Annotated in this window: 17 protein-coding genes; 7 read left to right on the forward strand and 10 right to left on the reverse strand. The window is 47.2% G+C overall.

Annotated elements, in window-relative coordinates; translation table 11 throughout:
- Window positions 1-491 precede the first annotated feature (491 nt).
- Window positions 492-2,705 (reverse strand): MMPL family transporter, encoded by a 2,214-nt coding sequence (locus ACIDITHRIX25_RS000000103570; RefSeq protein ID WP_201733704.1) that lies wholly within the window; start codon window positions 2,703-2,705, stop codon window positions 492-494.
- A 180-nt stretch (window positions 2,706-2,885) separates the two neighbouring features.
- Here ACIDITHRIX25_RS000000103570 and ACIDITHRIX25_RS000000103575 point away from each other — a divergent pair, with 180 nt between their 5' ends.
- Window positions 2,886-3,485, forward strand: coding sequence for a TetR/AcrR family transcriptional regulator (locus tag ACIDITHRIX25_RS000000103575; protein ID WP_152626168.1), 600 nt, complete (start codon window positions 2,886-2,888; stop codon window positions 3,483-3,485).
- A gap of 286 nt (window positions 3,486-3,771) precedes the next feature.
- Window positions 3,772-4,488 (forward strand): M48 family metallopeptidase, encoded by a 717-nt coding sequence (locus tag ACIDITHRIX25_RS000000103580; protein ID WP_201733705.1) that lies wholly within the window; start codon window positions 3,772-3,774, stop codon window positions 4,486-4,488.
- Between the two features lie 275 nt (window positions 4,489-4,763).
- Here ACIDITHRIX25_RS000000103580 and ACIDITHRIX25_RS000000103585 read toward each other — a convergent pair whose 3' ends face one another.
- A complete protein-coding gene (locus tag ACIDITHRIX25_RS000000103585; protein WP_235347889.1) occupies window positions 4,764-5,618 on the reverse strand; it encodes an aldo/keto reductase in 855 nt (284 codons plus the stop codon).
- Between the two features lie 529 nt (window positions 5,619-6,147).
- On the opposite strand from ACIDITHRIX25_RS000000103585, the gene ACIDITHRIX25_RS000000103590 reads away from it, so the two are divergent.
- On the forward strand, window positions 6,148-7,827 hold the full coding sequence (locus tag ACIDITHRIX25_RS000000103590) for a sensor domain-containing diguanylate cyclase (protein WP_052605270.1): 1,680 nt from the start codon (window positions 6,148-6,150) through the stop codon (window positions 7,825-7,827).
- A 169-nt stretch (window positions 7,828-7,996) separates the two neighbouring features.
- Here ACIDITHRIX25_RS000000103590 and ACIDITHRIX25_RS000000103595 read toward each other — a convergent pair whose 3' ends face one another.
- Complete coding sequence (locus ACIDITHRIX25_RS000000103595) at window positions 7,997-8,125, reverse strand: hypothetical protein (protein WP_283770457.1); 129 nt, start codon at window positions 8,123-8,125, stop codon at window positions 7,997-7,999.
- Window positions 8,126-8,514: 389 nt separating this feature from the next.
- On the opposite strand from ACIDITHRIX25_RS000000103595, the gene ACIDITHRIX25_RS000000103600 reads away from it, so the two are divergent.
- From ACIDITHRIX25_RS000000103600 to ACIDITHRIX25_RS000000103610, 3 genes are all read left to right on the forward strand, one after another.
- Window positions 8,515-9,414: a heavy metal-binding domain-containing protein gene (locus tag ACIDITHRIX25_RS000000103600; RefSeq protein ID WP_201733707.1), complete on the forward strand. Its 900-nt coding sequence runs from the start codon at window positions 8,515-8,517 to the stop codon at window positions 9,412-9,414.
- 153 nt (window positions 9,415-9,567) lie between these two features.
- Complete coding sequence (locus tag ACIDITHRIX25_RS000000103605; protein WP_349632179.1) at window positions 9,568-10,323, forward strand: heavy metal-binding domain-containing protein; 756 nt, start codon at window positions 9,568-9,570, stop codon at window positions 10,321-10,323.
- 1 nt (window position 10,324) lies between these two features.
- Entirely contained in the window at window positions 10,325-10,735 is a 411-nt protein-coding gene (locus tag ACIDITHRIX25_RS000000103610) for a hypothetical protein (RefSeq protein WP_201733708.1), read from the forward strand.
- Window positions 10,736-10,788: 53 nt separating this feature from the next.
- Here ACIDITHRIX25_RS000000103610 and ACIDITHRIX25_RS000000103615 read toward each other — a convergent pair whose 3' ends face one another.
- Window positions 10,789-11,562 (reverse strand): PIG-L family deacetylase, encoded by a 774-nt coding sequence (locus ACIDITHRIX25_RS000000103615; protein ID WP_201733709.1) that lies wholly within the window; start codon window positions 11,560-11,562, stop codon window positions 10,789-10,791.
- A 654-nt stretch (window positions 11,563-12,216) separates the two neighbouring features.
- Between ACIDITHRIX25_RS000000103615 and ACIDITHRIX25_RS000000103620 the strand changes: the two genes are divergently transcribed.
- A complete protein-coding gene (locus ACIDITHRIX25_RS000000103620) occupies window positions 12,217-13,428 on the forward strand; it encodes a YbfB/YjiJ family MFS transporter (protein ID WP_201733710.1) in 1,212 nt (403 codons plus the stop codon).
- 78 nt (window positions 13,429-13,506) lie between these two features.
- Here the strand turns inward: ACIDITHRIX25_RS000000103620 and ACIDITHRIX25_RS000000103625 are convergent, their stop codons facing one another.
- The 6 genes from ACIDITHRIX25_RS000000103625 to ACIDITHRIX25_RS000000103650 form a co-directional block, all read right to left on the reverse strand.
- Window positions 13,507-14,889 carry a UDP-glucose dehydrogenase family protein gene (locus tag ACIDITHRIX25_RS000000103625; RefSeq protein ID WP_052605275.1) on the reverse strand — a complete coding sequence of 461 codons (1,383 nt, stop codon included), beginning with the start codon at window positions 14,887-14,889 and terminating at the stop codon, window positions 13,507-13,509.
- A gap of 199 nt (window positions 14,890-15,088) precedes the next feature.
- Complete coding sequence (locus tag ACIDITHRIX25_RS000000103630; protein ID WP_201733711.1) at window positions 15,089-16,861, reverse strand: ABC transporter ATP-binding protein; 1,773 nt, start codon at window positions 16,859-16,861, stop codon at window positions 15,089-15,091.
- Entirely contained in the window at window positions 16,861-18,087 is a 1,227-nt protein-coding gene (locus ACIDITHRIX25_RS000000103635; protein WP_201733712.1) for a glycosyltransferase family 4 protein, read from the reverse strand. Before ACIDITHRIX25_RS000000103635 ends, ACIDITHRIX25_RS000000103630 begins: the two co-directional genes overlap by 1 nt.
- The gene (locus ACIDITHRIX25_RS000000103640; protein ID WP_201733713.1) at window positions 18,084-18,569 is read right to left on the reverse strand and encodes a hypothetical protein; all 486 of its coding nucleotides are present in this window, start codon (window positions 18,567-18,569) and stop codon (window positions 18,084-18,086) included. The genes ACIDITHRIX25_RS000000103635 and ACIDITHRIX25_RS000000103640 overlap by 4 nt, the downstream gene beginning before the upstream one ends.
- The gene (locus tag ACIDITHRIX25_RS000000103645) at window positions 18,566-19,813 is read right to left on the reverse strand and encodes a glycosyltransferase family protein (protein WP_201733714.1); all 1,248 of its coding nucleotides are present in this window, start codon (window positions 19,811-19,813) and stop codon (window positions 18,566-18,568) included. The genes ACIDITHRIX25_RS000000103640 and ACIDITHRIX25_RS000000103645 overlap by 4 nt, the downstream gene beginning before the upstream one ends.
- Window positions 19,810-20,772, reverse strand: coding sequence for an NAD-dependent epimerase/dehydratase family protein (locus tag ACIDITHRIX25_RS000000103650; protein WP_201733715.1), 963 nt, complete (start codon window positions 20,770-20,772; stop codon window positions 19,810-19,812). Before ACIDITHRIX25_RS000000103650 ends, ACIDITHRIX25_RS000000103645 begins: the two co-directional genes overlap by 4 nt.
- Window positions 20,773-22,153: the final 1,381 nt, after the last annotated feature.

Below are 22,153 nucleotides of genomic sequence, written 5' to 3' on the forward strand. Positions count from 1 at the left end.
GTCGCCGACTACCACTGATCAGGCGACCTCTCACCTGCCTATCACCGATCTATGAAAGGTTCCACACCATCAGAGGTCTCCGGCCAAGGACGAATCGCTAAAAACCTGTTATTCAGAGTTTTACCCAGCGCCTTTTACCCTTGTTTGGCAGGTCGCATCGGAGCAACAATCTAATCAACACAGACCAACCAAAAGGCCGTTAAAACAAACTTTCCCCTATCCATATCGGAAGTAACCGACTATCGACGAGGGAAAGCCAAATGGAATTCAAGCTGCCCAAGGAGATAAAAAGAAGTCGTACCGAAACTGATCTCCGAAAGATCATCGACTCTAGGTCAGAGATTTTCCAAGAATCAGTGCGACCGGATTATCCATTGAAGGCCAAACAAAGTGACTCTCGCAAGCATCTCTGATAAGTGCTCGGTTCCGGAACCCAACAAACTTGATTAGCAGCTAGCCATGAGAGCTATTTCTGAATTCTTAGACCAACCTCAGTCGACATCAATTCTTGGCACAACTTTATCCAACCACTTTGGAAACCACCATGCGGCATCGCCGAAAAGTTCCATAACTGATGGGACGAGACAGAGGCGAATGATGGTCGCATCAATAATGACACTCACGCCCAAACCCACTCCCAACATCTTGATGACAATATTGGTAGAAGCAACGAAGGCGAAAAAGACTGCCGCCATGATGCTCGCGCCAGAACTGATCACTCGTGCCGTTTGCGAAAGGCCTGATGCAACGGCTAACGACGAATCCTTAGTACGCAGAAATTCTTCTTTTACCCTTGAGATCAAAAAGACTTCATAGTCCATCGACAGTCCGAAGGTAATCGCAAACATAATCATCGGGACGTAGGACTCGATCGGAACCTTCTGGTTCATTCCAACCAACGACGACCCCCAGCCCCACTGGAAGACAGCAACAACAACTCCATAAGCCGCTCCTATCGAAAACAGATTCAACAGGGCTGCCTTGATTGGAATCAATATGCTTCTGAAGGTGGCCATCAAGATGATAAACGCTGCAAGGATAACGAACAAAATGATGATTGGCAATTTTGAAACTACCAACTCTAGGAATTGGATTCCCGAAGCGGTATTTCCGGTAACATATCCCTTTTCTCCACCATTCAAGACCTTGGGAAGGGTAACATTTACCAAATTATCAAAGAGCGCCTTTGTCTGAGAGGCTTGTGGTCCATAAGTCGGAACAACATTGAAATACAAGATGGCTTTATTTGGAGAGAGGTTAGGCACCGTAATGTGAGCAACGTTAGAAAGAGAAGAGATCGAAGTATTTAAATTTTGTTCGAGAGTTCCAAGCGCACTAGAGGAGTTTGCAACGCTTGGGGGAAGCGTTACAACTATCACAAATGGACCATTTGCCCCTTGACCAAAGGCCGAGGCAACGGCGCCGTAGGCTTGCCGGTCTGAATATGTGGTTGGATTGGAGCCTGCATCTAGACGACCAAGCTGCATTGAAAAGAGTGGGATCACTAAAACACCGGCAATAATCGAACCTAAGACCAAAAAGGTCCATGGTCTCTTTTGAACAGAGCGCGAAAATCGATGCCAGAAATCTTCACCCTCGCCCGTCTCTGCAACAGCTTTCCCAAAGTGGATCCGATCCATACGGGTTCCCAAAAGTCCGAATAAGCCAGGGACTAGGGTAATTGCGCCAATGGCAGATGTAACCACACCCACCATCGCCGCCAAGCCGAGCTTACCTATAAAAGTTAGCCCCGAGACGTATAGTCCCAAAAGTGCAACCGAAACCGTGGCCGCAGCAACAATTACGGATCCACCAGAGGTAGAAACCGTTACTCCAGCCGCCTCCGCTGGTGATAAACCATCCATCAGCTTCTGGCGATGCCGGGTAGTCAGAAACAGACAATAGTCAATTCCGACCCCCAAACCCAACATCGTCGTAAGGGTAGGTGAAGTGGTTGAGAAGGTGGTAACTTTGGCGAGCAAGGCCATTATCCCCAGCGACCCCAAGACGCTAATCAAGGCAGAGACGAGTGGTAATCCAGCGGCATATAGCGACCTGAAGGCAAAGGCGATGATCAACAATGCAAGCACAAGCCCAATCAACTCGGACCTAATATCACTTGCCTTGGGATTCGCCAAAAGGCCAAGAGGGTCATTGTAGTAGACATTCACCTTCGCATTTGTTACCGACTTCATCGCAGTTTCAACCGAGGAGATGTAACTAGGCGAGAACAAGGAAGGATTCTGATTGAAGGCAACAGATATGTAAGCCGTCTCACCAGAGACAGAGACAGCGCCGGTGGCGGTTAGGGGATTCGAAACGGAGACGACATTGGGCAATTTGGACAAGCTGGTCAAAGCTTGAGATATTTGCGCGGAAAAGTTACTCAATGGCTTATTTGGGTCAACGAGAACGATCTGACTCGAATATCCAGTTACAGCTTTATTGTTTGCTTGCAAAATAGAAAGACCAGTTGAAGCCTGGGTGTTAGGAAGTGAGTAGTTGTTGGAATAAGTTCCGCCAATCTTTCCCATGAGCACCACTAGAAATACAACTACCAATAACCAAACCAAAATCGAGGTCTTGAAGTGTCGCGCATTCCATGCACCTAGGCGGTATAAAATCCCCGTCGAGGAGGGCCCTCTATTTGAATTGCCCTCCGATGCTAAAGAATCTCGAAACGACCCATCTAGGAGTTCATCCACCTGTTCCTCCAAAAGTAAATATTGTCATAACTGCCATTTAAAATATAATTCAAATTTATGGCACTTCTGCCATTTGTCATAAGCGTCTATAATTAAAGGGGTAATCCAGTCCAACGGAGGAAGATTCTTGAACGAACTTGGTCTAAGAGAAAAAAGAAGCTGCAAACACGGGTTGCCATCATGAAAGAGGCTGGACGATTATTCCAAGAAAAAGGCTTCTTTGATACCACGATTCGAGAAATTGCCGAGTCAGCGAACGTCTCAGAACGCACCTTTTACAGGTATTTCGAGAGCAAAGAGGAGCTGTTATTTTCAAATCTCAAGGAGGTGCTCGCCAAATTCATTCAAAATTTAAAGGTAATCCCCATGTCAAGCGACCCCATAGTCGCTATCAAATTCGCGTTAAACGAAACCTTGGAGGATTCGCCGCCCAATCTAAGCCAGATCCGAAAATTCATAGGGAGTTCGACCATCGTCGACGTCCACAAAGAACTATTGGGGATCATCTTCAACTGGGAGTCATCGTTGGCTCAAGAGATGGAAGGGCGTGCTCGTTACCTCGAACCAGAAGGAAACTCACTCGATCTCAAGATCTGGTCGCTGGTGCTCGCTAGGGCTGTATTCGGAGCGGCTCGAACGGCGCTAAACATATCTAATGACACTGCGATAAGCGCGCGAGAGCGCGATGACCTGATTAGGAGCACCTTCGATAAGTCACTAACGATAATGTTAAGCGGATTCAAGATACCCGCCCTGAAGACCTCGGCCATCGATGCTTAAATCTACCAAATTCTCGACATAAGTCTTGACACCACTAGGGACGCTCCAGACCTTCACTTATTTTTGGCAAAGCTAGAGGCTCAAGGTCAAATAGCCACATAGAACCAGTTCCCTTTTGGTCCCGTGGATCAATACTCACCTTAGAAATCTAACCATTTGCTCAAAGATTCAACCCTACCAAGAAAAATTTCAGCTACCCAAGCGTAAAAGACAGATACTGAAGTAGAAAGATCGAGCTGTTGTATTACGATAGCTCTATGGAAATCGGCACTTTAGGGACACGTAATTGCAGGATTATTCAATCACAGTCAACCACAGGTTAAAATATGCGCGCATCAAGGTCAAGGCTGACCAAAGCGTAGAGGTAGTGGTCCCTTTGGGATTTGACAGGTCCAAGATAGAGCGCTTCGTCCACGAACAGGGTGACTGGATCAGCCAAGCTCAAAACCGACTTGCAAAGCGCGCTGACATTTCTGGACTGCCACAAAAACATGAGCTCCCCGAAACCTTCTATTTGGCCGCAACCAATGAACTTTGGACGATTAAAAAGATATCTGGAGATCCAGCTCATATCTACCTCGAAGAAAAACACCCAAACATCTTGGAATTCACCGGCGGAACCAATAAGACCTCCCTGCAAGCGATTCATCTATTACGCGACTGGACGAAACATAGGGCCAAAGTGGAGTTCACCCCACTAGTGACTAAGCTCGCCTCGGAGATGGGTGTATCTCCAAAAAAGGTGGCCACTCGTATCCAAAAGACTCGCTGGGGAAGCTGCTCAAGTTCAGGGACAATCACCTTAAACGCAAGGCTGCTCTTCGTGGATCCGACTCTAGTGCGTTCGGTCATCTATCACGAACTAGCACATATCACGCACATGAACCATTCTAAAGAATTCTGGCTGCACCTAAGCAAATTCGATCCGAACTGTCATATCAATAAAACGCATCTAAATAGATCGTCTAAGGCAATTCCAAACTGGATGTTGCCCACCTTGTAGAGTCCAATAAAACCCTCTTGCCTGCCTCGAAATCTGAAATTAACCCAAAATTAGCGATCGTCTTAGTGGAAGGGGTCGCCTAATGCTGTTCAAATCAATCCTCAAGATCACTTCATCCTCACATAGTCCATCAATAAGTATTAAAACCTAAGTTTAATAAAGAGCGGAGCACCCTGTTAGAATTGGGCACTCCGCTATCGATCTATTTAAAATAAAGGAATCTTATCGACTTTTAGATCAAATATAACGATCTAAAGCGCCGAAAAAAATCGCGACTATTTATTTCCAATCTCAAAAAGTCTCTTAAACTGATCATCAGAGAGTTTCACCTTGTCGGCGTTGGAATTTTCTACCAGATGGTCCACCGAAGAAGTTCCTGGAATCGGCAGAACCACTTTAGATCTATGTAGCAACCACGCCAACGAGACCTGAGCCGGAGTGGCATCCAGCTCTTTTGCGACTTCGCCTACAACACCAGAACCTCCGGCTAAAGACCCCATCTGAATCGGAAACCAAGGTATAAAACCGATCCCATTTGCTCCACAATACTCCAGGACTGCTTCTGATGAGCGATTCGTTAGATTATACAGATTCTGAACTGTGTCTATCTTTGCGTACTTGGATGCTTCTGTGATATCGCTTACGCTCACCTCTGAGAGACCGATTCTATTCACCTTACCCTCCTTCTGGAGATCGCTCAAAAGACCAATCTGATCCGCAAGATCAACCTTTGGATCTATCCGATGAAGTTGAAAGAGATCGATCCTATCCACGCCCAAACGCCTCAGGCTCATTTCGAGCTCCTGACGCAAATATTCAGGCCGTCCAACTGGATGCCACTGGTTTGGCCCGGTGCGGACGAGACCTGCCTTGGTAGCAATCTTTACACCAGAGGCATATGGATAAAGTGCCTCTCGAATAAGCTCTTCACTTACGTAAGGACCATAACTATCTGCTGTATCTATAAAGTCGATCCCAACGTCTATCGCTTTGCGAAGAACCAAAATCGCTCCGGGACGGTCGATAGGTTCTCCCCAAATTCCAGGTCCGGTTATTCTCATAGCCCCAAAGCCAAGTCGATTGACCTCGAGCGAGCCACCTATATTGAATCTGCCACCTAGTTTTTCCAAAATGCCACCTTCCAGTGAAAGTCGTACAACGCTTTGGTTTCTTGAAAGAAGTAGACCAAAGGCTTTGCACAAAATTAATTTCTTTAACCTTTCAGTTTCAAACATGCTCTATAGATAAAACATTCCCTCGGGCGTCTCCCATCAATTCACCAATTGCACTTTCGCCTAAGCAAGTTGGGTCATCACGCTTTGATAAAAAATTCGAAAGCTACTATCCAAATCTTTCAGACCTGAAAAATAGATATGCCATGTTGGCGGTTCAAAAAATATCGAATTCAAATCTCAAGACAAATATAAATCGGCCAAAAAAGCTTTGATCTATATAATAGAGTCGATTGATTAAATAATCATAAAGTCGCCGCTAGGGTTCCACTAGACAAAATTCGTAATAGTACGTGTTCTAAAACATCAACTATGGAAATTGAATGATAAAGCATACAGAGTTTTCGTCCGACAAGAAACTATTGCAACAGATGATTTATGAACAAGTGACAGGGCCAAAGATTAACAACGCTGAGGTCTGTCCATAATGAGTGATATCCTACCTACGACCTATGCCAAACTTCGATCGGTCATAGATGCGTCCCAGCATTTAACTCAGATGGTCGACGAACATGAACTCTTTGAAACCATAGCGACAAATGTCTGTCGGGATCTTGGCTTTTCCATGTGCGTAATCTTTGTTCTCGAAGGAACCACGTCTTTTGTACCCAAGGTTATCAAAGGATACGATGACGACTTCACACCTCCTCCATCTAACTACGTTCTTCCGATGGAGGCGTTTAAGAAGATCGAGGAGCACGCAAGCAGAATTGGAAACCTATTTTGGGTGGATGGACGTTCCGATCTCATTCGTCATCCTATTATCTTCCCACACGTTGTAGCAACTAAAACAACCAACCCCGACATCGGTGAATGGCATGAAAAATCACTACTAATCGCACCACTGAGGGATCCCAGCGGGAAAGTAGTCGGATTGGTCAACCCTGACGACCCAATCGACGGCCATCTTCCATCGCTCGAAAGCACGCTGATCTTAGAGACCTATGCAAACTTCTGCTCGATCGCTCTCGAGTTAATTCGTGCCAGAACGAATGCAGCTGCAAAAATATTAATACTCGAGGCGCAAAGGTCACAGATCGTCCGGCTATTTGAAGCAAGTAACGCAATTCGCCGTGAAGCTCAGCTCGATGAGATGCTGGAAGACTTTGCAAGGTCGATGTCGCAAGTTGGCGACTTCCAAAGAATAGGCATCTTACTAATCGAGGAAGACAAAAAGACCTTGCGTTTTCAAGCCGGTTGGGGATTTGCGGCCTCGGAGAAAGCGCAACTATCCGCCACAAATATTGACATCTCTCTCTTTTCGAAACTTATGCAACCAGCTATGCTCCAAAGCAAATCTTACGTTTTTGATCACACCCGATTCAACGTGCCCAAAGAGCTAATGGACAGACTAAGCGTCCCTCTGCACACCCAGGAGGTAGAGGCTGGACATTGGCATCCTCTAGATTCTTTGAGCATACCTATGCAAGACGAAAGCGGCCGACTCATTGGCATAATCTCCGCCGACGAACCTCTATCTGGCCTCTTTCCTGAACCATCACACCTTGAGGCACTGGAGTTCTTTGCCGATCAATGTGCAATAGCGGTCTCGCAAGTACAAAAATACAAGTCACTTGAGCGGCGTGCCGAGATCGATTCACTGACCGGCCTTCCGAATCGCGCTACTTTCACTATTGCATTAAACGACGAAATTATAAAGGCATCCCAGGCGGGAGAAGAATTATCTTTGCTGTTTATGGATTTGGACCATTTCAAGGCAATCAACGACTCCTTTGGCCATCTTGGAGGTGATAGAGTCCTCAGAAATGTCGCATCTCTCATAAGAAGCCAAATCCGAAAGACAGACTTCATCTCGCGTTACGGAGGGGAAGAATTTACAGTACTGCTGCCACAGACCAAGATCGAAGAAGCAGTTCAAATTGCCGAAAAAATTCGCCAACAAATTGAAAACAATACAACAAAAATAGATGCTTTGGTCTCGATTAAAGCGACGATCTCAATTGGAGCATCATCGATCAGACCAGGTAATACTCGCTCTCATCACCTAATTGAAGAGCAAACTACTACTCTGATTTCAAGAGCTGACAAAGCATTATACGCCGCAAAAGCGTGCGGAAGAAATCAAGTTTCAACAGATTATCTCTAAACGCGATCTTCATAAATACTGACCTCGATCTACATCGCTCGCACAAGCCAGCACATCCCAAGAGCTTGGCACTTTATATTGTTGCAAAACAAGCGTCCTAAAAACTCTCCTAGCCAGATTGGATCCAGCAGCTACGGTGTCTCTCAATACAGAGATTGAGATCCCTTGATTAGCCCAAGCCCAAGCCCAAGCCCAAGCCCAAGCCCAAGCCCAAGGCCAAGGCCAAGGCCAAGGCCAAGGCCAAGGCCAAGGCCAAGGCCAAGGCCAAGCCCAAGCCCAAGGCCAAGGCCAAGGCCAAAGGTAATCCAAATGGAACAAACTAGGATCGGATCTCAAATCCGAATTGTACAAGAGTGAGAATTTATCCTCGATTCGCTCCCAAAAACCTAACAACTTTTAAAAACCATCGCCATAGGAAATAACTACGACCTTTGGATTACCGAACGAGCAATATCAATGCCAACTAACCCACTTGATCCAGGGGTATTTCCACAATATTTAGGTCAATCGAGTAATAGCCCCTCTTATTGCATTCAAAAGATAGTTAAATAGCTCGAGGCTCAAAGGGATTCGCCTCTATCAATAACTTCCCACTTGCATAAGGAGTTGAAACAATTGGCCTAATCAAGCCCGATAGTGTGGACACAAATCCAACTAAAGGCTAATCTATGATTCAAGGAGTCTCACATGACAGATTGGAATGCCAAAGGATTGCCACCTGCAGCCCAGCGGCGAATTGACAATATACGCACAACTCATCTTCGATCCTCGCTTCTGAGCGTCAACGGAGCAACAGGTGTAGAGTCAGCCGGCTTTACATTTGCTAGCGAGGTAATGGGGGCGATTGTGCTCAACACCACCGGCGCAAGGATGCCAAGTTGTGGGTTTGTAGGTAACTACTATGGCGGTGGACCGTTCGGTGGAGGAAACTTTCAAAACGCTGGAATGGGGGCGATGTTCAACACGGGCTTCAATTCGACCTACGGCAACTATTTCGATATCATCAATTCAGGTTGGAGAAAAGCCATAGAAAGGATGATTCTCGAAGCCACCGAGATTGGCGCTGACGGGGTCGTTGGAGTTCGACTAATGCAAAATTCTCTCGGCGAGGGATCGTCGGAATTTATTGCTATGGGCACTGCGATCTCGTCTAAAGGGAAATTACATTTAAAATCCCCCTTTAGCACCCATCTAAATGGAGCCGACTTTGCCAAACTCGTCCACAGCGGATATATTCCTGTTGCCATTTCAGTTGAAGTTAGTGTCGAGGTCACACACGACGACTATCGCACTCAACGGCAAAACTCGGTCTTCGCACCCAACGTCGAGATCGACACCTACACGGTCCTAGTCAAACAAGCACGGGAATCTGCCCGTCGGGCCTTGAGAAATGACGTAGCTCGAAAAGGCGCCGAAGGCGCCATAATAGAGGAAATGTCACTTCGAATATTTGAAACCGAACCATACGAAAACCACAGAGATCATGTAGCTGAGGTAAGAGTCGTCGGTACCTCATTGGTGAGATTCGACACCAAAACAAAGCCAGATCGACCGATGACGTTTATCTCACTAAAAGACAAGCGGTAAATCTCAATTAGCCAGCGCCTTGACGGCCAAAGATTAACAACCGCGAAAAAAGCAAACGAAGTAGGGAGCGCGAAAAAATTGACTAATGACAACCAAGCAATAGACCCAAGGTCAATCGGAGTACCCGAGGACGCTATTCGCCGGCTTTCTGAGATGAAACCGGGAAAAGCCACCTCTTTATTCACATCTGACCTTTCAGTCAACGAGTTCCTATTGGTGCGTGAAGCAGGATTTCGACCCCTTGGTCTAGTCTTTGGCTCCAGCATCTACCACGTAGGACTCCAAGTCGGAAAGTGGAGCGCCAATCAAGAGTTGACCAAGCTCACCGAAGCGATGTACCATGCCCGCGAGCTGGCGATGACAAGGATGGAAGCGGAAGCCGACATACTTGGTGCCGATGGTATCGTCGGGGTACGACTGGAGGTTGAATTCAAGGAATTCGGCTCAGATATAGCAGAATTCATAGCTGTTGGAACTGCGGTAGTCGCCGATGACAAGGAGATGCACTGGCGTTCGCAAGGAAAGCCGTTCACATCTGACCTTTCAGGACAAGACTTCTGGACTCTAGTTCAAGCAGGATATGCACCCCTCGGAATGGTGATGGGCACCTGTGTCTACCATATTGCCCATCAAAGGATGTTCCAATCCATGTCGAACTTTGGCCAGAACGTCGAAATTCCTCAATTCACTGAAGCGCTATATGACGCTCGCGAACTCGCCATGAGTCGCATGCAAGCCGAAGCCGAAACCCTCCATGCCGAAGGTATCGTTGGAGTCCAGCTCTTGTCACTTCCACATCGGTGGGGCGGCCACACCACGGAGTTCTTTGCAATCGGAACTGCCGTTCGTCCACTTCGCGAAAACCACGTCATAGCCAAACCACAGCTCGTATTGCCACTTGGAGACTAAGGTGACCGATGAACTAGAACCAATCTCTTCGGTAGATATGGTCGCTGCGGCACTTCGTGCCGACACCTCGGATCTTAATCTTCTGGGACAAGCCCTCTCTTCCAAGCTCGAAACTCTTCTTCCTGCAGGAATGGTCGAAGTTCGAAGGGAAAAATCGCTGTCAAACCGTTTTTCCAAACGAGAAGGCAAGGTAATTGCTCTAACGATTCGTACCAACAATCAAGTTCTGGAGCTAAATCAGGACAAACCGGGCCACATAAACCCGCAGATATCCCAGAGTGTAAAAGGAGTAGTAATTTCAAGAAGAAGTGTGGAGTTAGACGACTGGTTGCTCGCTTTAGCTAGTGAACTTACAGCTCTCGCAGCAAGCAACGCCAACGCTAGAAATGCACTTATCAATCTCCTGGGATAGCAACTTAGACGTGGATTGCATTTGAAAACAGATCGATCCACGTCTAAAAAATCCTAGAGTATTGCAGTCCTAAACTCTTTTTCTTTTGGATGACGAGATATAAACCATTCAGTGCCAAACGCTCTAGCGAAGTCTTCGTTGCCTAAGTCGAAGACAAAGGCAACTCCACCGATCTGGCTCCTATGGCGACTTAAAGCCTCTCTCTTGAGAAAGACGTACTCCGAGACGTCAACAGCCGTGTCAATTGCATCCTCGCCCATTCCAAAAGCGCTTTGGGGTTCATCGGGAACCTTCCCTGGGTTGTCAACGGAGTAATCGGCCATTAGTTCCATTAAATAGTCACGATTCATAGTGGCTTGATACACCTCCGACAAACCGGAAATTTCGCAAGCTCTAAGGCCAACCCGATTCACATTTATATGATCCGGATGGCCGTAACCACCGATTTCATCGTAGATGGTTACGACATCGGGCCTCTCAATCGCGATAATCTCCGCCAGAGCCTTGGCCGACTCGTCGATATCTGTCATCCAAAAAGATTTGGGATTGGAATTGCTTTGTGTTCCCATCATCCCTGAATCTCTATAGCCAAGGAAATAGACCTTGTCCACCCCTAGAACTTTCGCGGATTCCAATAGTTCACCGCGACGCCGATCAGGTAGTTCCGATCTATCGGATACAAATCCGGCTGGATATTCACCCTCTTCGCCACCAGTAGCTACGACTATCACTACTCGATGACCATCTGATTTAGCTTTTGCTAAGGTTCCGCCCGTCAAAAGACATTCGTCGTCGGGATGAGCATGAAATGAAAGTAAAGTCGCCATATGTACCTCGTGACAGTCGCAAGAATGAGATGTGAACGCCTATTAGCCATTAGCTCCACGAGATCATCAACGAAGATTGCGAAGATAAAATTTCCCACCAACAAAAACGGCGCCTCAAATTACAACACAATAATAAAAGCCCTTTTAGGTCTAAAAGATCGAGCTAAAAGAGCAGATAGGTCCAATAGATAGAGGTGATGAGTTTTTAGAAAATTACAAACGACCTCCAGAACCAATAAAGCTCCATCAACACATCCCCCTGGCAAATCAACCCATCACGGAGGTTACCCCGGAGGGGGGATCGCTCAGTTACTCCCACCTATCACCCCCGAGATCCAAAGCAAAACCAGAACCTCCCAAGGTAGCTCTTACCCGTCGATCTATCTGATGAGTCGATATTACAGTGACCCACAGCCGATCTGACCTTCGAATCCCACCAACTCGACCGCTATCGACATACATCAAAATAGACCTGAGTAGTTTGGATAGATAGAGTAAATGAAGCCTCAATTAAAAACGAAGATCAATTCCCATCGGTGGAATAGTGAACATAGATACATGTTGTATACAACATTAATTATCTCGTCGAAGTAAGGAACAAAAATTAGCGCGACGGTTGAAACTAAATCAAAAAGAGCTTCTGGAAATCCTTACATGAGTGCTTTCGCGATGTCGTTGGGCGTCGCAACTGCCCTAGGATTCGCACGCTTTTCTTATGGCTTAATCCTCCCCGCCATGAAGTCCAATCTTCACTGGACATACCTAGAAGCCGGCTCGCTCAATATTCTCAACGCTGTCGGATATGGGTTTGGCGCTATTATATCGGCGCCCGTAGCGAAACGATATGGAGCGAAAAAGAGCTTTAGATTCGCAATGGCCGCTATCACGATATTGACATTCGCCCCGGCTATCAATTCATCCCTCGGCTATCTTTTCATCGTTCGAGCAGCATCAGGGGTCTTTGGGGCCATGTTGCTAGTTGTCGGAGGTGCAATTGTTGCCCATTCAAACATTAGAAGTACCCATCGTGTTGCAGCCGGTTCATTAGGGATATTCTTCGGCGGAGCCGGTCTTGGAACGGCGATATCTGGAATCGGCATTCCCCCGCTACTTCACCTGGTTGGCAATAACGAATGGCAAGCTGCATGGATTTTACTTGGAGTTTTGTGCTTCATTAGCCTAATTATCACCAGCGTCGAACTCACCAAACTCACAAACCCAACCCCGCCAAAAGACATTTCCGAAAAGGCACGACTTCGAAGTTACATGCCTTCCTTTCTAGGATATGGAATCTTCGGTGCCGGATACATCTCATTCATGACCTTCATCGTGGCATTCCTTAAACAAAATGGATCGTCTTCAACCTTTGTCTCTGTCTTTTATATAGTTCTTGGAGTCGTTTCGGTCTTTTCAGGATTCTTTTGGGACCGACCTCTAGGCGCGCTTCGGGCAGGATGGGGACTTGGCGCGACCTTGACTGTAATTGCGATCGGGACGATCCTACCCCTGGTCAGCAAAGATCAGGGCGTCGTTCTCCTCTCAGCGGCCCTAATTGGCCTTGGATTGATGGCCGCCACAACAGCCATAACCCGGTTAGCCCAACGCAACTCAGCGCCCTCGCAGGTCGCTAAAATTCTTGGGACTGCCACGCTGGCCATGGCAATTGGGCAAAGCACAGGTCCGCTAGTAACCGGCTACTTCTCCGATACCTCTTCAGGGCTACGAATCGGAATGATCATTTCCAGCGCCTTCTGTTTGATAGCGATTCTGATCACTATTGTTCAAAAAGACTTCGCTCTGGAAAAACTAACTAGAAAAATACGCTGCCAATGCGATACTTCAAAAGAACCAACTACATTTTTCTAAGGTCCAATCCCTTTTTTATGATGGCCACATTGATCTGTATGGCCATCATAAAAGGTCGCGAAAGAAGGTGTTTTTATCTCAAGCGACGCTTTCGTGGCTCATTGTTGTAGTCCAAGAAAGGGGTCTCCAAATAATCGGACGAAACCTGTCTTGGTGGCCCTCTCCGACACCCATCGTTATAAACCCTGCCATCTGCCACTTTTCGATCTCTATCGAACTCGAGCCGTCAAATACTACGGTGCGAGAGTTCATGGCGGTAATCGCAATAGGATCCAGTTGGCCAAATTCTGGCCATGCTGCGCCAAAGACAATTGCATCAACGTCAACGATAGCTTCGCTAAGGGAATCAACTCGCGATGTAATTGAAAACTCTTGAAGCGAAGTCAACTTTGCCATAGGGTCGTAACCGACGACGACGCCACCCCTATTTATAAGTTCGCTGGACAATAAGAGCGCAGGCGAATCACGACAATCATCGGTTCCGGCCTTAAATGCCATTCCCAAAAGGGCGATACGCTTTCCGGATAAACCACCAACCGCCCTGTCAATGCGATCTATCGAACGCTCCCGAGCGGCTCGGTTAGCCAAAATCGCTGCCGACACCACCCCCGAATCGCACCCGAGGGAATCTGCGATAGCGACCATCCCAGAAGTATCCTTTGGAAGACAGGATCCACCCCAACCTATGCTTGGACTCAAAAAGGCAGTTCCTATCCGCGAATCCAAACCAACACCCCGAAGGACGTCGCTGGCTTTGGTTCCAAGTGACTCACATAGTGCTGCAATCTCATTCGCAAATGAAACCTTGACCGCCAAAAAGGCATTGGAGGCATACTTGATCAACTCAGCACCACGGCGGTCCATCTTGAGTAGTGGCATATAGTCGGGGTAGAGCGAAGCCACCACGTCAACCGCCCATTCTTCGCCTCCTATTACGACCCGATCCGGATTCATAAAATCGTCGATTGAGCGTCCTTCGCGTAGAAATTCGGGGTTTGAACACACAGTAGGCTCTACGCCTTCTTTGGCAGCCTCGTGGCAAATGAGCTCCAACGCCTCACATGTTCCAGGAGGTACAGTGCTCTTGACGACTATTGGGAGGCTTGTCGTGGCCGCGCCGGCAACTTCAGCGGCTGCTGCTGCAATAATTGACAGGTTGGGGTTGCCGTTAGGAGATGGTGGAGTACCTACACATAAAAATGCTACATCGACCCCAAAGCAACCATCTGCCATGGAATCACCCAAGATGATTCTTCCATCACGCAGAGATCGCGCAAAGATCTCATCCAGCTGGGGCTCGTAGATAGGTATCTTCCCACGTGAAAGACTCTCCATTCGCTCCTCGTCCTTTTCGATGAGGTAGACCCTATGACCCAATTCCGCGAAACACCCGGCAGCAGTTAAACCTACGTATCCCCCGCCAACAACTAAAATATCCCTGACAACAAAGCGACTTTCCATTTTGAAACTTTTCTCCGTTTCTAACTAAATCAAATAACTACGCCGATCAAAAAAAGACCGACCCTAACTAACAAGCCGTGCCGTCTTTTTCGTGAAAAAACCAAGCACAATCAACGACGGCCTTCCAATGAGACATTGAATACTCAAATAGACAATGACCAAAAAGAATCAAGCGCATCAAGATCTCAATGGTCACGCCTCAACCAAATGAAAGAAATTCATCGATTTGTTGACGTGGTTGACGATCCAAAGATGACAGGAAAAAATCTTCAAAGGTGCTCTTTTGCAATCGACCGTCACGAAAGCGATAGATCTCGTCACAAAAACGCAGCGTCTTTTCCTGATGGCTGATTACTATTGCAGTTCTACCTTTAGTAACCCGCTCGAAAGCACCGCATAAAACTTCCTCTAATTGCGGATCGACACCCACAGTTGGCTCATCCAAGATGATTATCCTTGCATTCTTAGCAACAGTTCGGGCGATTGCAATACACTGTCGCTGCCCTCCTGAGAGGGAGGTACCCTTTTCGGAGACGACTGTATCAATACCCATAGGAAGCACCTTGAAGACTTCCATAACTCCTGCCTCATAACAGGAGCGAACTGCGTCAAGGCGAATCGCCCCTTGAAGGCCATAGATGACGTTTTCCCAGATGGTACCCGAAAAGATAAAGGTCTCTTGAGGCAAGTAGGCGACTAATTCCCGTAGCTGAAATGAAGGAATCTCATCTAGAGAGCGACCCCCTATGGTCACTCGGCCCTCTTTGGGCTCCAAGAGCCGAGGGAGCATCTTTGCAATCGTCGACTTTCCCGATCCAGTTTCGCCTACAATTGCAATTCGCTTACCCTCCTCTACACGAAGGTTCAAATCCTCAAAGATCGAACGGCCGCCATGAGAGAAGGCGACACCTTCATAGCTAATAGAGCTCCCGCCGAGTGGAACTCGCCTCTTCGTGGTTACACCTGGCCTTGCATCATTGGCCAAAAGCAACTCTTCAACCCGCTCCTTGGCCGCTAAACCAACTCCAACGATTCCCGCTCTCTTGGTCAATTGTTGAAGCGGCTTGTATACCGATCGTGCATAGGAGGTCACAACCAAGATCATGCCAAGGCTAAGGGTGTGGGAAAAGACTGCCAATCCAGAAAAGAGGACGAAACCTGCAATAGTCAGATTCAATACCGAGGTTACAGATGAATTCATCGCAGCCTGTGCAATGTTGGAATTCAAAGAATGACGCGTACTCAATTTAACGAGCGAGGAAAACCGAAAGGATTCCATCTCTGTCGCTCCGTTAGTTTGAACTACCACCAAACCGGTAATCGCCTGCTGCGCAGCCGAATTCGCCATACCCTCGTAGTCTCGAGCCCTCCTCGACTCCCGCCGAACCCGTCGCATAAAATACGTTAGGTCAAAGACTACGAATACACCAAGTGCCAAAACCGCTACCAAAAAGACGACTCCAAGCATGGCCAAGATAATCATGATTCCAACTATGGCCAGTATCGAATTGACCAAGGTCGGAACAGACTCCACCATCGCTCGTTGTATCGACTGCACATCGGCAATCAAACGAGTAGATAGGTCACCAGCCTTTCGCTTCTCAAAGAACCCTTGTGGCTGCTTTAGGATATGGTCATAGACCCTTACCTGGAGATTATTAGAGAATATCTGTCCTGCATTTGCAAAACTCAACGCTGAAATGTAGGTACTCACACCACCAATTAGAGCAAGTGCGCCCATTGCGCCAACGGTGATATAGAGCAGTTCTAATTTTGTTCCCGTGTAACCAAAGCTAGAAGGCAAAGGTTTAGTTCCAAAAACTGAGTCAACAACGATCTTTAGTGGCCATGGGGTTATCCAAGTGATGGCTGCATTGACGAGTGAAAAAAGCAATCCGATCGCCATTCGACCGCGACTCTGTCGAAGGAAGTCACCGACCATCCTTCCTTTTGGTCGATTTCGAGCCCTCACTACTGCACCTGCCCTATCGTATCCACTGAATCAAACTGCACATCGTCTGGGCCATCTTTCTGGGAGGCCGCCACCTCAAGAATTGAACTAACCGTCTGATTCCAAGTGAAAGAGGTCTCGACCCGATCTCGTGCCTTTTTTCCTAGTTCCATGCGTCTTGTTGGATCGTCGATCAAAGTCGCAATTGCATTGGCAATCGCCTCTGGCGATGGGTCGCTCAAAAGAAATGCATCGCCTCCGACGATAGCTTCAATGGATGGAGTTCTAGTGGCAATTACAGCTATCGAAGACGCCATATACTCAAGGATCTTTAGCGGGGAGAAGTAGAAGTCTCCCCGGAGCAGATATGGAGCTACGCCTATATCCATCGAAGATAAATAAGATGGGATCTCGCTCATCTCGAGCGCTCCAACAAAATGAATACGAGCCCGTGCCTTGGAACGCTCCGACAGTTGCTTTAGGGATGTCATCTCTGGTCCATCACCAACTATCAAAAGTCGATGAAAAATACCCCTATCAAAGAGTAGATTTGAAGCTAAAATCAAATTATTAACTCCATGCCAAGTCTTCAAGGAGCCGACAAAACCTATTGTTGTTGGATCGCTTGGCCCCTTAGGGTCAGATGTCACTTTGAGCGACATACTTTGCGTATCATATCGATATTTGATAACTGATCCGAATCGCTCGGTGTCTACGCCATTGGGAAAGACCGATATCGTCTTTGCCTCATTTGTCCTAATGTAGGCGCACAACGACTCCGACACGGCGATGACGTCTGCACCATAGATAGCAGCGGCCTCTTTGGCTCTAGCTTCATCGATAAGATCGAGGTTAAAGTGCTCAATACGCTCATCCACTATCGGCGCGTTAACCTCTAACAATCTCTGGATTCCAAGTCGGATTGCAAGTTGGCGCCCCTCGCCAAAAAAGAGGCTCAGGCGCTCATAGATAAGATCTGGTTTTATCTCTCTCAATACGTCAAACGCACGTTCTGAAAATTCATTAGCAGCCTGGAACTTGGAGCCATCTGAGGCCTTAATGTAGGGTAACTCAATATGGTGCAAGATCACACTGGGAACCCCATCACCGACGACCCTGGTCGCAATCAAATGAATTTCATGGCCCAAGGCGCTGGCAGCACGGCAAAATTCACTTACGTGAATCGATGCGCCCTTTGTGCCTCCGACTGGGATACCTGGGTCAAAGAGAAGATACGCTATCCTCATTTCATACCAATTTTCCACTTGTCTTGGGAGCCATTACCACCGCTCGACAAGTCGCAATTGGATGACACCAAAGACCCATCGATGACAAATTGCAGATCTTCAACTTGAGAGCTATCGATACCCCCGATACTCAAGAGGTAATTGACCCTTTGAACCGTGCTCGCATGATTTAGGGGATCGGGCGAGCCATCAATTGGAACTTCGCTACCACCTAAGCCTCCTACGCCTTGTTTAGTTTGGGAGGTTCTATCTATTAGATACCCCAAGATAGCGTGCTCCCTTTGTGCCTGCCAATGGGTGGCTCCCTGATGAGCAGAAAATCCTATAGCATCAACGGCACCGCATTCCCCTTTATGGGATGTATCAGCCGGGCCAACAAGTACGTAATCTACGATTACGGCCGAGTCGCTCTCTTCGAAAAAGCGTACTTTGGTGGAATCGATAAATCGAGCTTGGTATCCATCAACGGTTGAGGCAATCATGGTGTGGTCTCTGCTGAGTCACAAGCGCGATCAAAATCTACTAAATCAGGAACTACAATTTGACTTGCAAATTTTGGAATCGCAGACATATTCACGCTTATCTGACTCGAAAGAATCGGTTCAGACCAAAAATGCATTACCTCTTGGGAGATCCTCTCGATCTTCCACCTAGACAGGTCGACAACGCGCCCAAATCCTAACTTCTCAAAGATCTTCGCCCTTATCAGCTGCTCTTGTCTGGGATATATCCTGGGCAGATAAAGAGCAGGAACCCTAGCTGCCGCCAGTTCAACGGTTGTATTATATCCAGCCATTGAAAGCGCAACCCTAGATTTCGATAGCAAAACCTCAATATTCAGCTCGAAATCAATTAAACTAATATTGGCAGCGTCGCCGATCAGTCGCCGGAGGTGAGCCAGTGCATCTACCTCCATCAGGGGGCCGGCGACTACTAAAGTTGGGACTTGGATAACCTTTCCAACCTCAATCCCAACCTCACAAACCTCCTGGGCATCGCCACCACCGCCGCCGGTTACTAAAAAATATCCTTGATCAGACGAGGCGTTGGCGAAAAATTCAGCTCGACACACACCCGCCTCGATGAATTCAGGCTTCCCCAAATATGAGAGGTATCGCAACTTGACACTTTCAGGAATCGAATAGTTCTTCCGCAGGTCGTAAATTGCCTCTTCTCCAAAGACAAACACCGCATGGTAATATCGAGCAATGGCATCCAATACACCATCGGTAGCCCAGCTTTGACCAAGATTAGTAGGTGAATCTATGACATCACGAAGACCAATAACTCGATGAATCTTAGGGTGTGCCAAAACCAAAAAGTCCAGGACTCCTAGGAGTTCCTTTGACATTCCAAGTGGCGAATGGTCCACGTAAAAGATATCTGGATTGAACCTAACCACTATATCTTTGATGATGGCTGCACGAGCACGCTTGATCAACGAAAGCGGAATCGAAACGCCATAACTCTCATACTCATCCGGACCAACTTTGATTACCGGTGGAAGCTCTACAAGCTCAATACCCCGAGAAGTATTAAAGCTACTCGCCACCCTCGAACCAGTCATAATGATAACTCGGACGGAGCGATTAATCCGAACTAGGGCCTCAGCAAGTGCTATATTGCGACGAAGATGACCAAGTCCATATGTATCGTGCGAATAAATTACAATACGTCTTGGCGCCATATCTGTGAGTTCATCGATCCTTGTGAAACTTTGGGTCACTGTGCCACACCTGCCGCCTGAAATGTGTGGAGATCTTTTAGCCATTCATATTCATTTCTAAATCCATTAGCAAAAGAGACCTTAGAAGAAAACCCGAGATAGTTTTTCGCTCTATCCAAATCAGCGCCGGTATGCAATACATCTCCCCGAGCAAAGTCGCCAAAGGAGACTCGCAGATCAGTACCGTGGAAACCTCGCAGCATCTCTACCACCGCCAGCAAGGTCACAGTCGAGCCACCACCGATATTTATTGCAAGTCCACTAACTTCAGCCTTGCCAGCACTCATTGTCGCATTGGCAATATCGCTCACGTAGGTAAAGTCACGACTCTGACTTCCATCGCCAAAGATCGCTATCTCCCGATCGGAAAGTGCGCTAGAGATAAATTTGCGCAAACCCATATCAGGACGCTGGGAGGGTCCATATACCGTGAAATATCTCAACGCAACCGTTTCGACCAGAGGGCTAGTTGCCTCTAAAACCACTCTTTCGGCGGCAAGCTTTGTCTTACCATATGGCGAGATGGGCGAAGGCTCATAAGACTCCAGGAATGGAGTCGGTGAATTTCCATAGATGCTAGATGAAGAGGCATACACCAAGCGTATCTTGCGATTCTGGTCGGCAATAGCTCCAACTAACTTTGTCGTAGCCAGGATATTGTCATGAACATAGCTTGGGTATTGCTCAAAACTAGATCGTACGCCCGCCCGACCCGCAAGATGAAAGACCGTATCGACACCATCGAGCAGGACATCAAGATCGGCATCGACCAAATCAGCTTTTTGAAATTCAAAACCCTCCAGCTCAGACAAAGTGAGCATTCTCTCGTATTTCTCACCCGAATCATAAGAATCGGAAAAACAGTCAACACCTACAACTTCTATTCCATCTCTAACTAGCATCGCGGATAGGTGAGATCCGATAAATCCTGCTGCCCCAGTCACTAAAACTCTCTGCATAATCAACCTTCCTATTGGACCGAGCCACAGGAAAGATGATCGCGAAGGGAGCTAAGGTACAGGTGACGAAGTAATTAGACATCCCTTATTCAAGTCATCAAGCAAATCTAAGACGAACCTAATAGATTCATGAACTAGATACTGAAAAATTAATACTAAATGATCATAGAACTTGGCCCACCTGGTGGTCAAGCCCCCATACCCACAACACATTGGCCGATAAAAGATTAGAACCACTACATCCTCTGAGTTTTTTTTGGAAACAATCTATCGCATCCAAACAGGAATAAAAGTCGATACTGCTCATCGTCTCTGACCCTAGCTAATGAATTTCAAATACGGCAGCTAAATTTCCATCCTTCGACTATCAAAGGAGTCCTAGATGGACATGAAGATCTAAATTTGAAGAGAGTTCATAGACCTAAGGCTGCAATCTTATGAATACCCTTAGAGATCACCGCGAATATTACGCCGGTTCAATGCGCCATATAGCCATTGCAAGATTCCTATAAAGCCTCGCCGACAGTTGATTCCACCGATCACGCCAAAGGCTTTAACAACAGGGGACTACCACAAGCTCCATAGAGAAGCCTCGCCGACGGACAAAAACCTCGACGACAATGGCGGCCTCACCAAATCGGATCGCCGGGGTAAATCCATAAGAGAAATAAACCTCAAACTAAAAAGCAGCCCCGCATCGACTTAGTCAAGCCCAGATAAAGCCTCAAAGGTAGCCAGCCCTAAATTCCTCTTTGAATAGCAACAGGTCGCAATTCCCCCGAGAAGCCAAGGAAAAAATAGCTGCACACGAAGTCACCGTTATTGGCCACTTCAGATTATTCCTGTTTGGAAAAAGCGCTCACCACTATCACAAACCAAGTTCCAAAATCTCGCCAAAGCAAGTTGGCTCATTAGAGGTTGAAGATTCAATAAATAAGATCGAAAATGGCCAATCACCATCCGTCGAAACTTCAGGGGCACAAACCTCTGGCATCTAACAAATATGACATAGGTACATCTAGTCAAAATACAAACGTCTTTTACTAATGTCAGATGCGGCTCTCTCGGTTCCACCGAGGACACCGACACGACTATTCACTTAGATTGAAACTTAGGAAAAATGAGATTGACCAACGACTACCTCTACCACACCAAAGCCACCAAACTACCGACTTAGATATAGCCCTGCAACAGATGAAGATCCTTCGGTTCAACAGAGAGCCGATAAGATATCTAAAAGGTGAAATGCCAACCGGATTTCCTCCGACTTGACTAGAAGCGTCCCAGCGAGCTTTAGATTTCGGAGTTCGATACCAACTCAGCCCACAGACCAATTGCCGCATCCCCTCCGATCCACCTTGATAGCACCCCTATCTCAATC

The sequence above is a fragment of the Acidithrix sp. C25 genome, from assembly GCF_904848545.2.

Bases quoted from the DNA above. Each gene is read 5' to 3' on its own strand.
- ACIDITHRIX25_RS000000103625 (WP_052605275.1), bottom strand. From the start codon at position 14,889: ATGGAAAGTCGCTTTGTTGTCAGGGATATTTTAGTTGTTGGCGGGGGA.
- ACIDITHRIX25_RS000000103650 (WP_201733715.1), bottom strand. From the start codon at position 20,772: ATGCAGAGAGTTTTAGTGACTGGGGCAGCAGGATTTATCGGATCTCAC.
- ACIDITHRIX25_RS000000103620 (WP_201733710.1), top strand. From the start codon at position 12,217: ATGAGTGCTTTCGCGATGTCGTTGGGCGTCGCAACTGCCCTAGGATTC.
- ACIDITHRIX25_RS000000103635 (WP_201733712.1), bottom strand. From the start codon at position 18,087: ATGAGGATAGCGTATCTTCTCTTTGACCCAGGTATCCCAGTCGGAGGC.
- ACIDITHRIX25_RS000000103575 (WP_152626168.1), top strand. From the start codon at position 2,886: ATGAAAGAGGCTGGACGATTATTCCAAGAAAAAGGCTTCTTTGATACC.
- ACIDITHRIX25_RS000000103605 (WP_349632179.1), top strand. From the start codon at position 9,568: ATGAAACCGGGAAAAGCCACCTCTTTATTCACATCTGACCTTTCAGTC.
- ACIDITHRIX25_RS000000103640 (WP_201733713.1), bottom strand. From the start codon at position 18,569: ATGATTGCCTCAACCGTTGATGGATACCAAGCTCGATTTATCGATTCC.
- ACIDITHRIX25_RS000000103615 (WP_201733709.1), bottom strand. From the start codon at position 11,562: ATGGCGACTTTACTTTCATTTCATGCTCATCCCGACGACGAATGTCTT.
- ACIDITHRIX25_RS000000103590 (WP_052605270.1), top strand. From the start codon at position 6,148: ATGAGTGATATCCTACCTACGACCTATGCCAAACTTCGATCGGTCATA.
- ACIDITHRIX25_RS000000103600 (WP_201733707.1), top strand. From the start codon at position 8,515: ATGACAGATTGGAATGCCAAAGGATTGCCACCTGCAGCCCAGCGGCGA.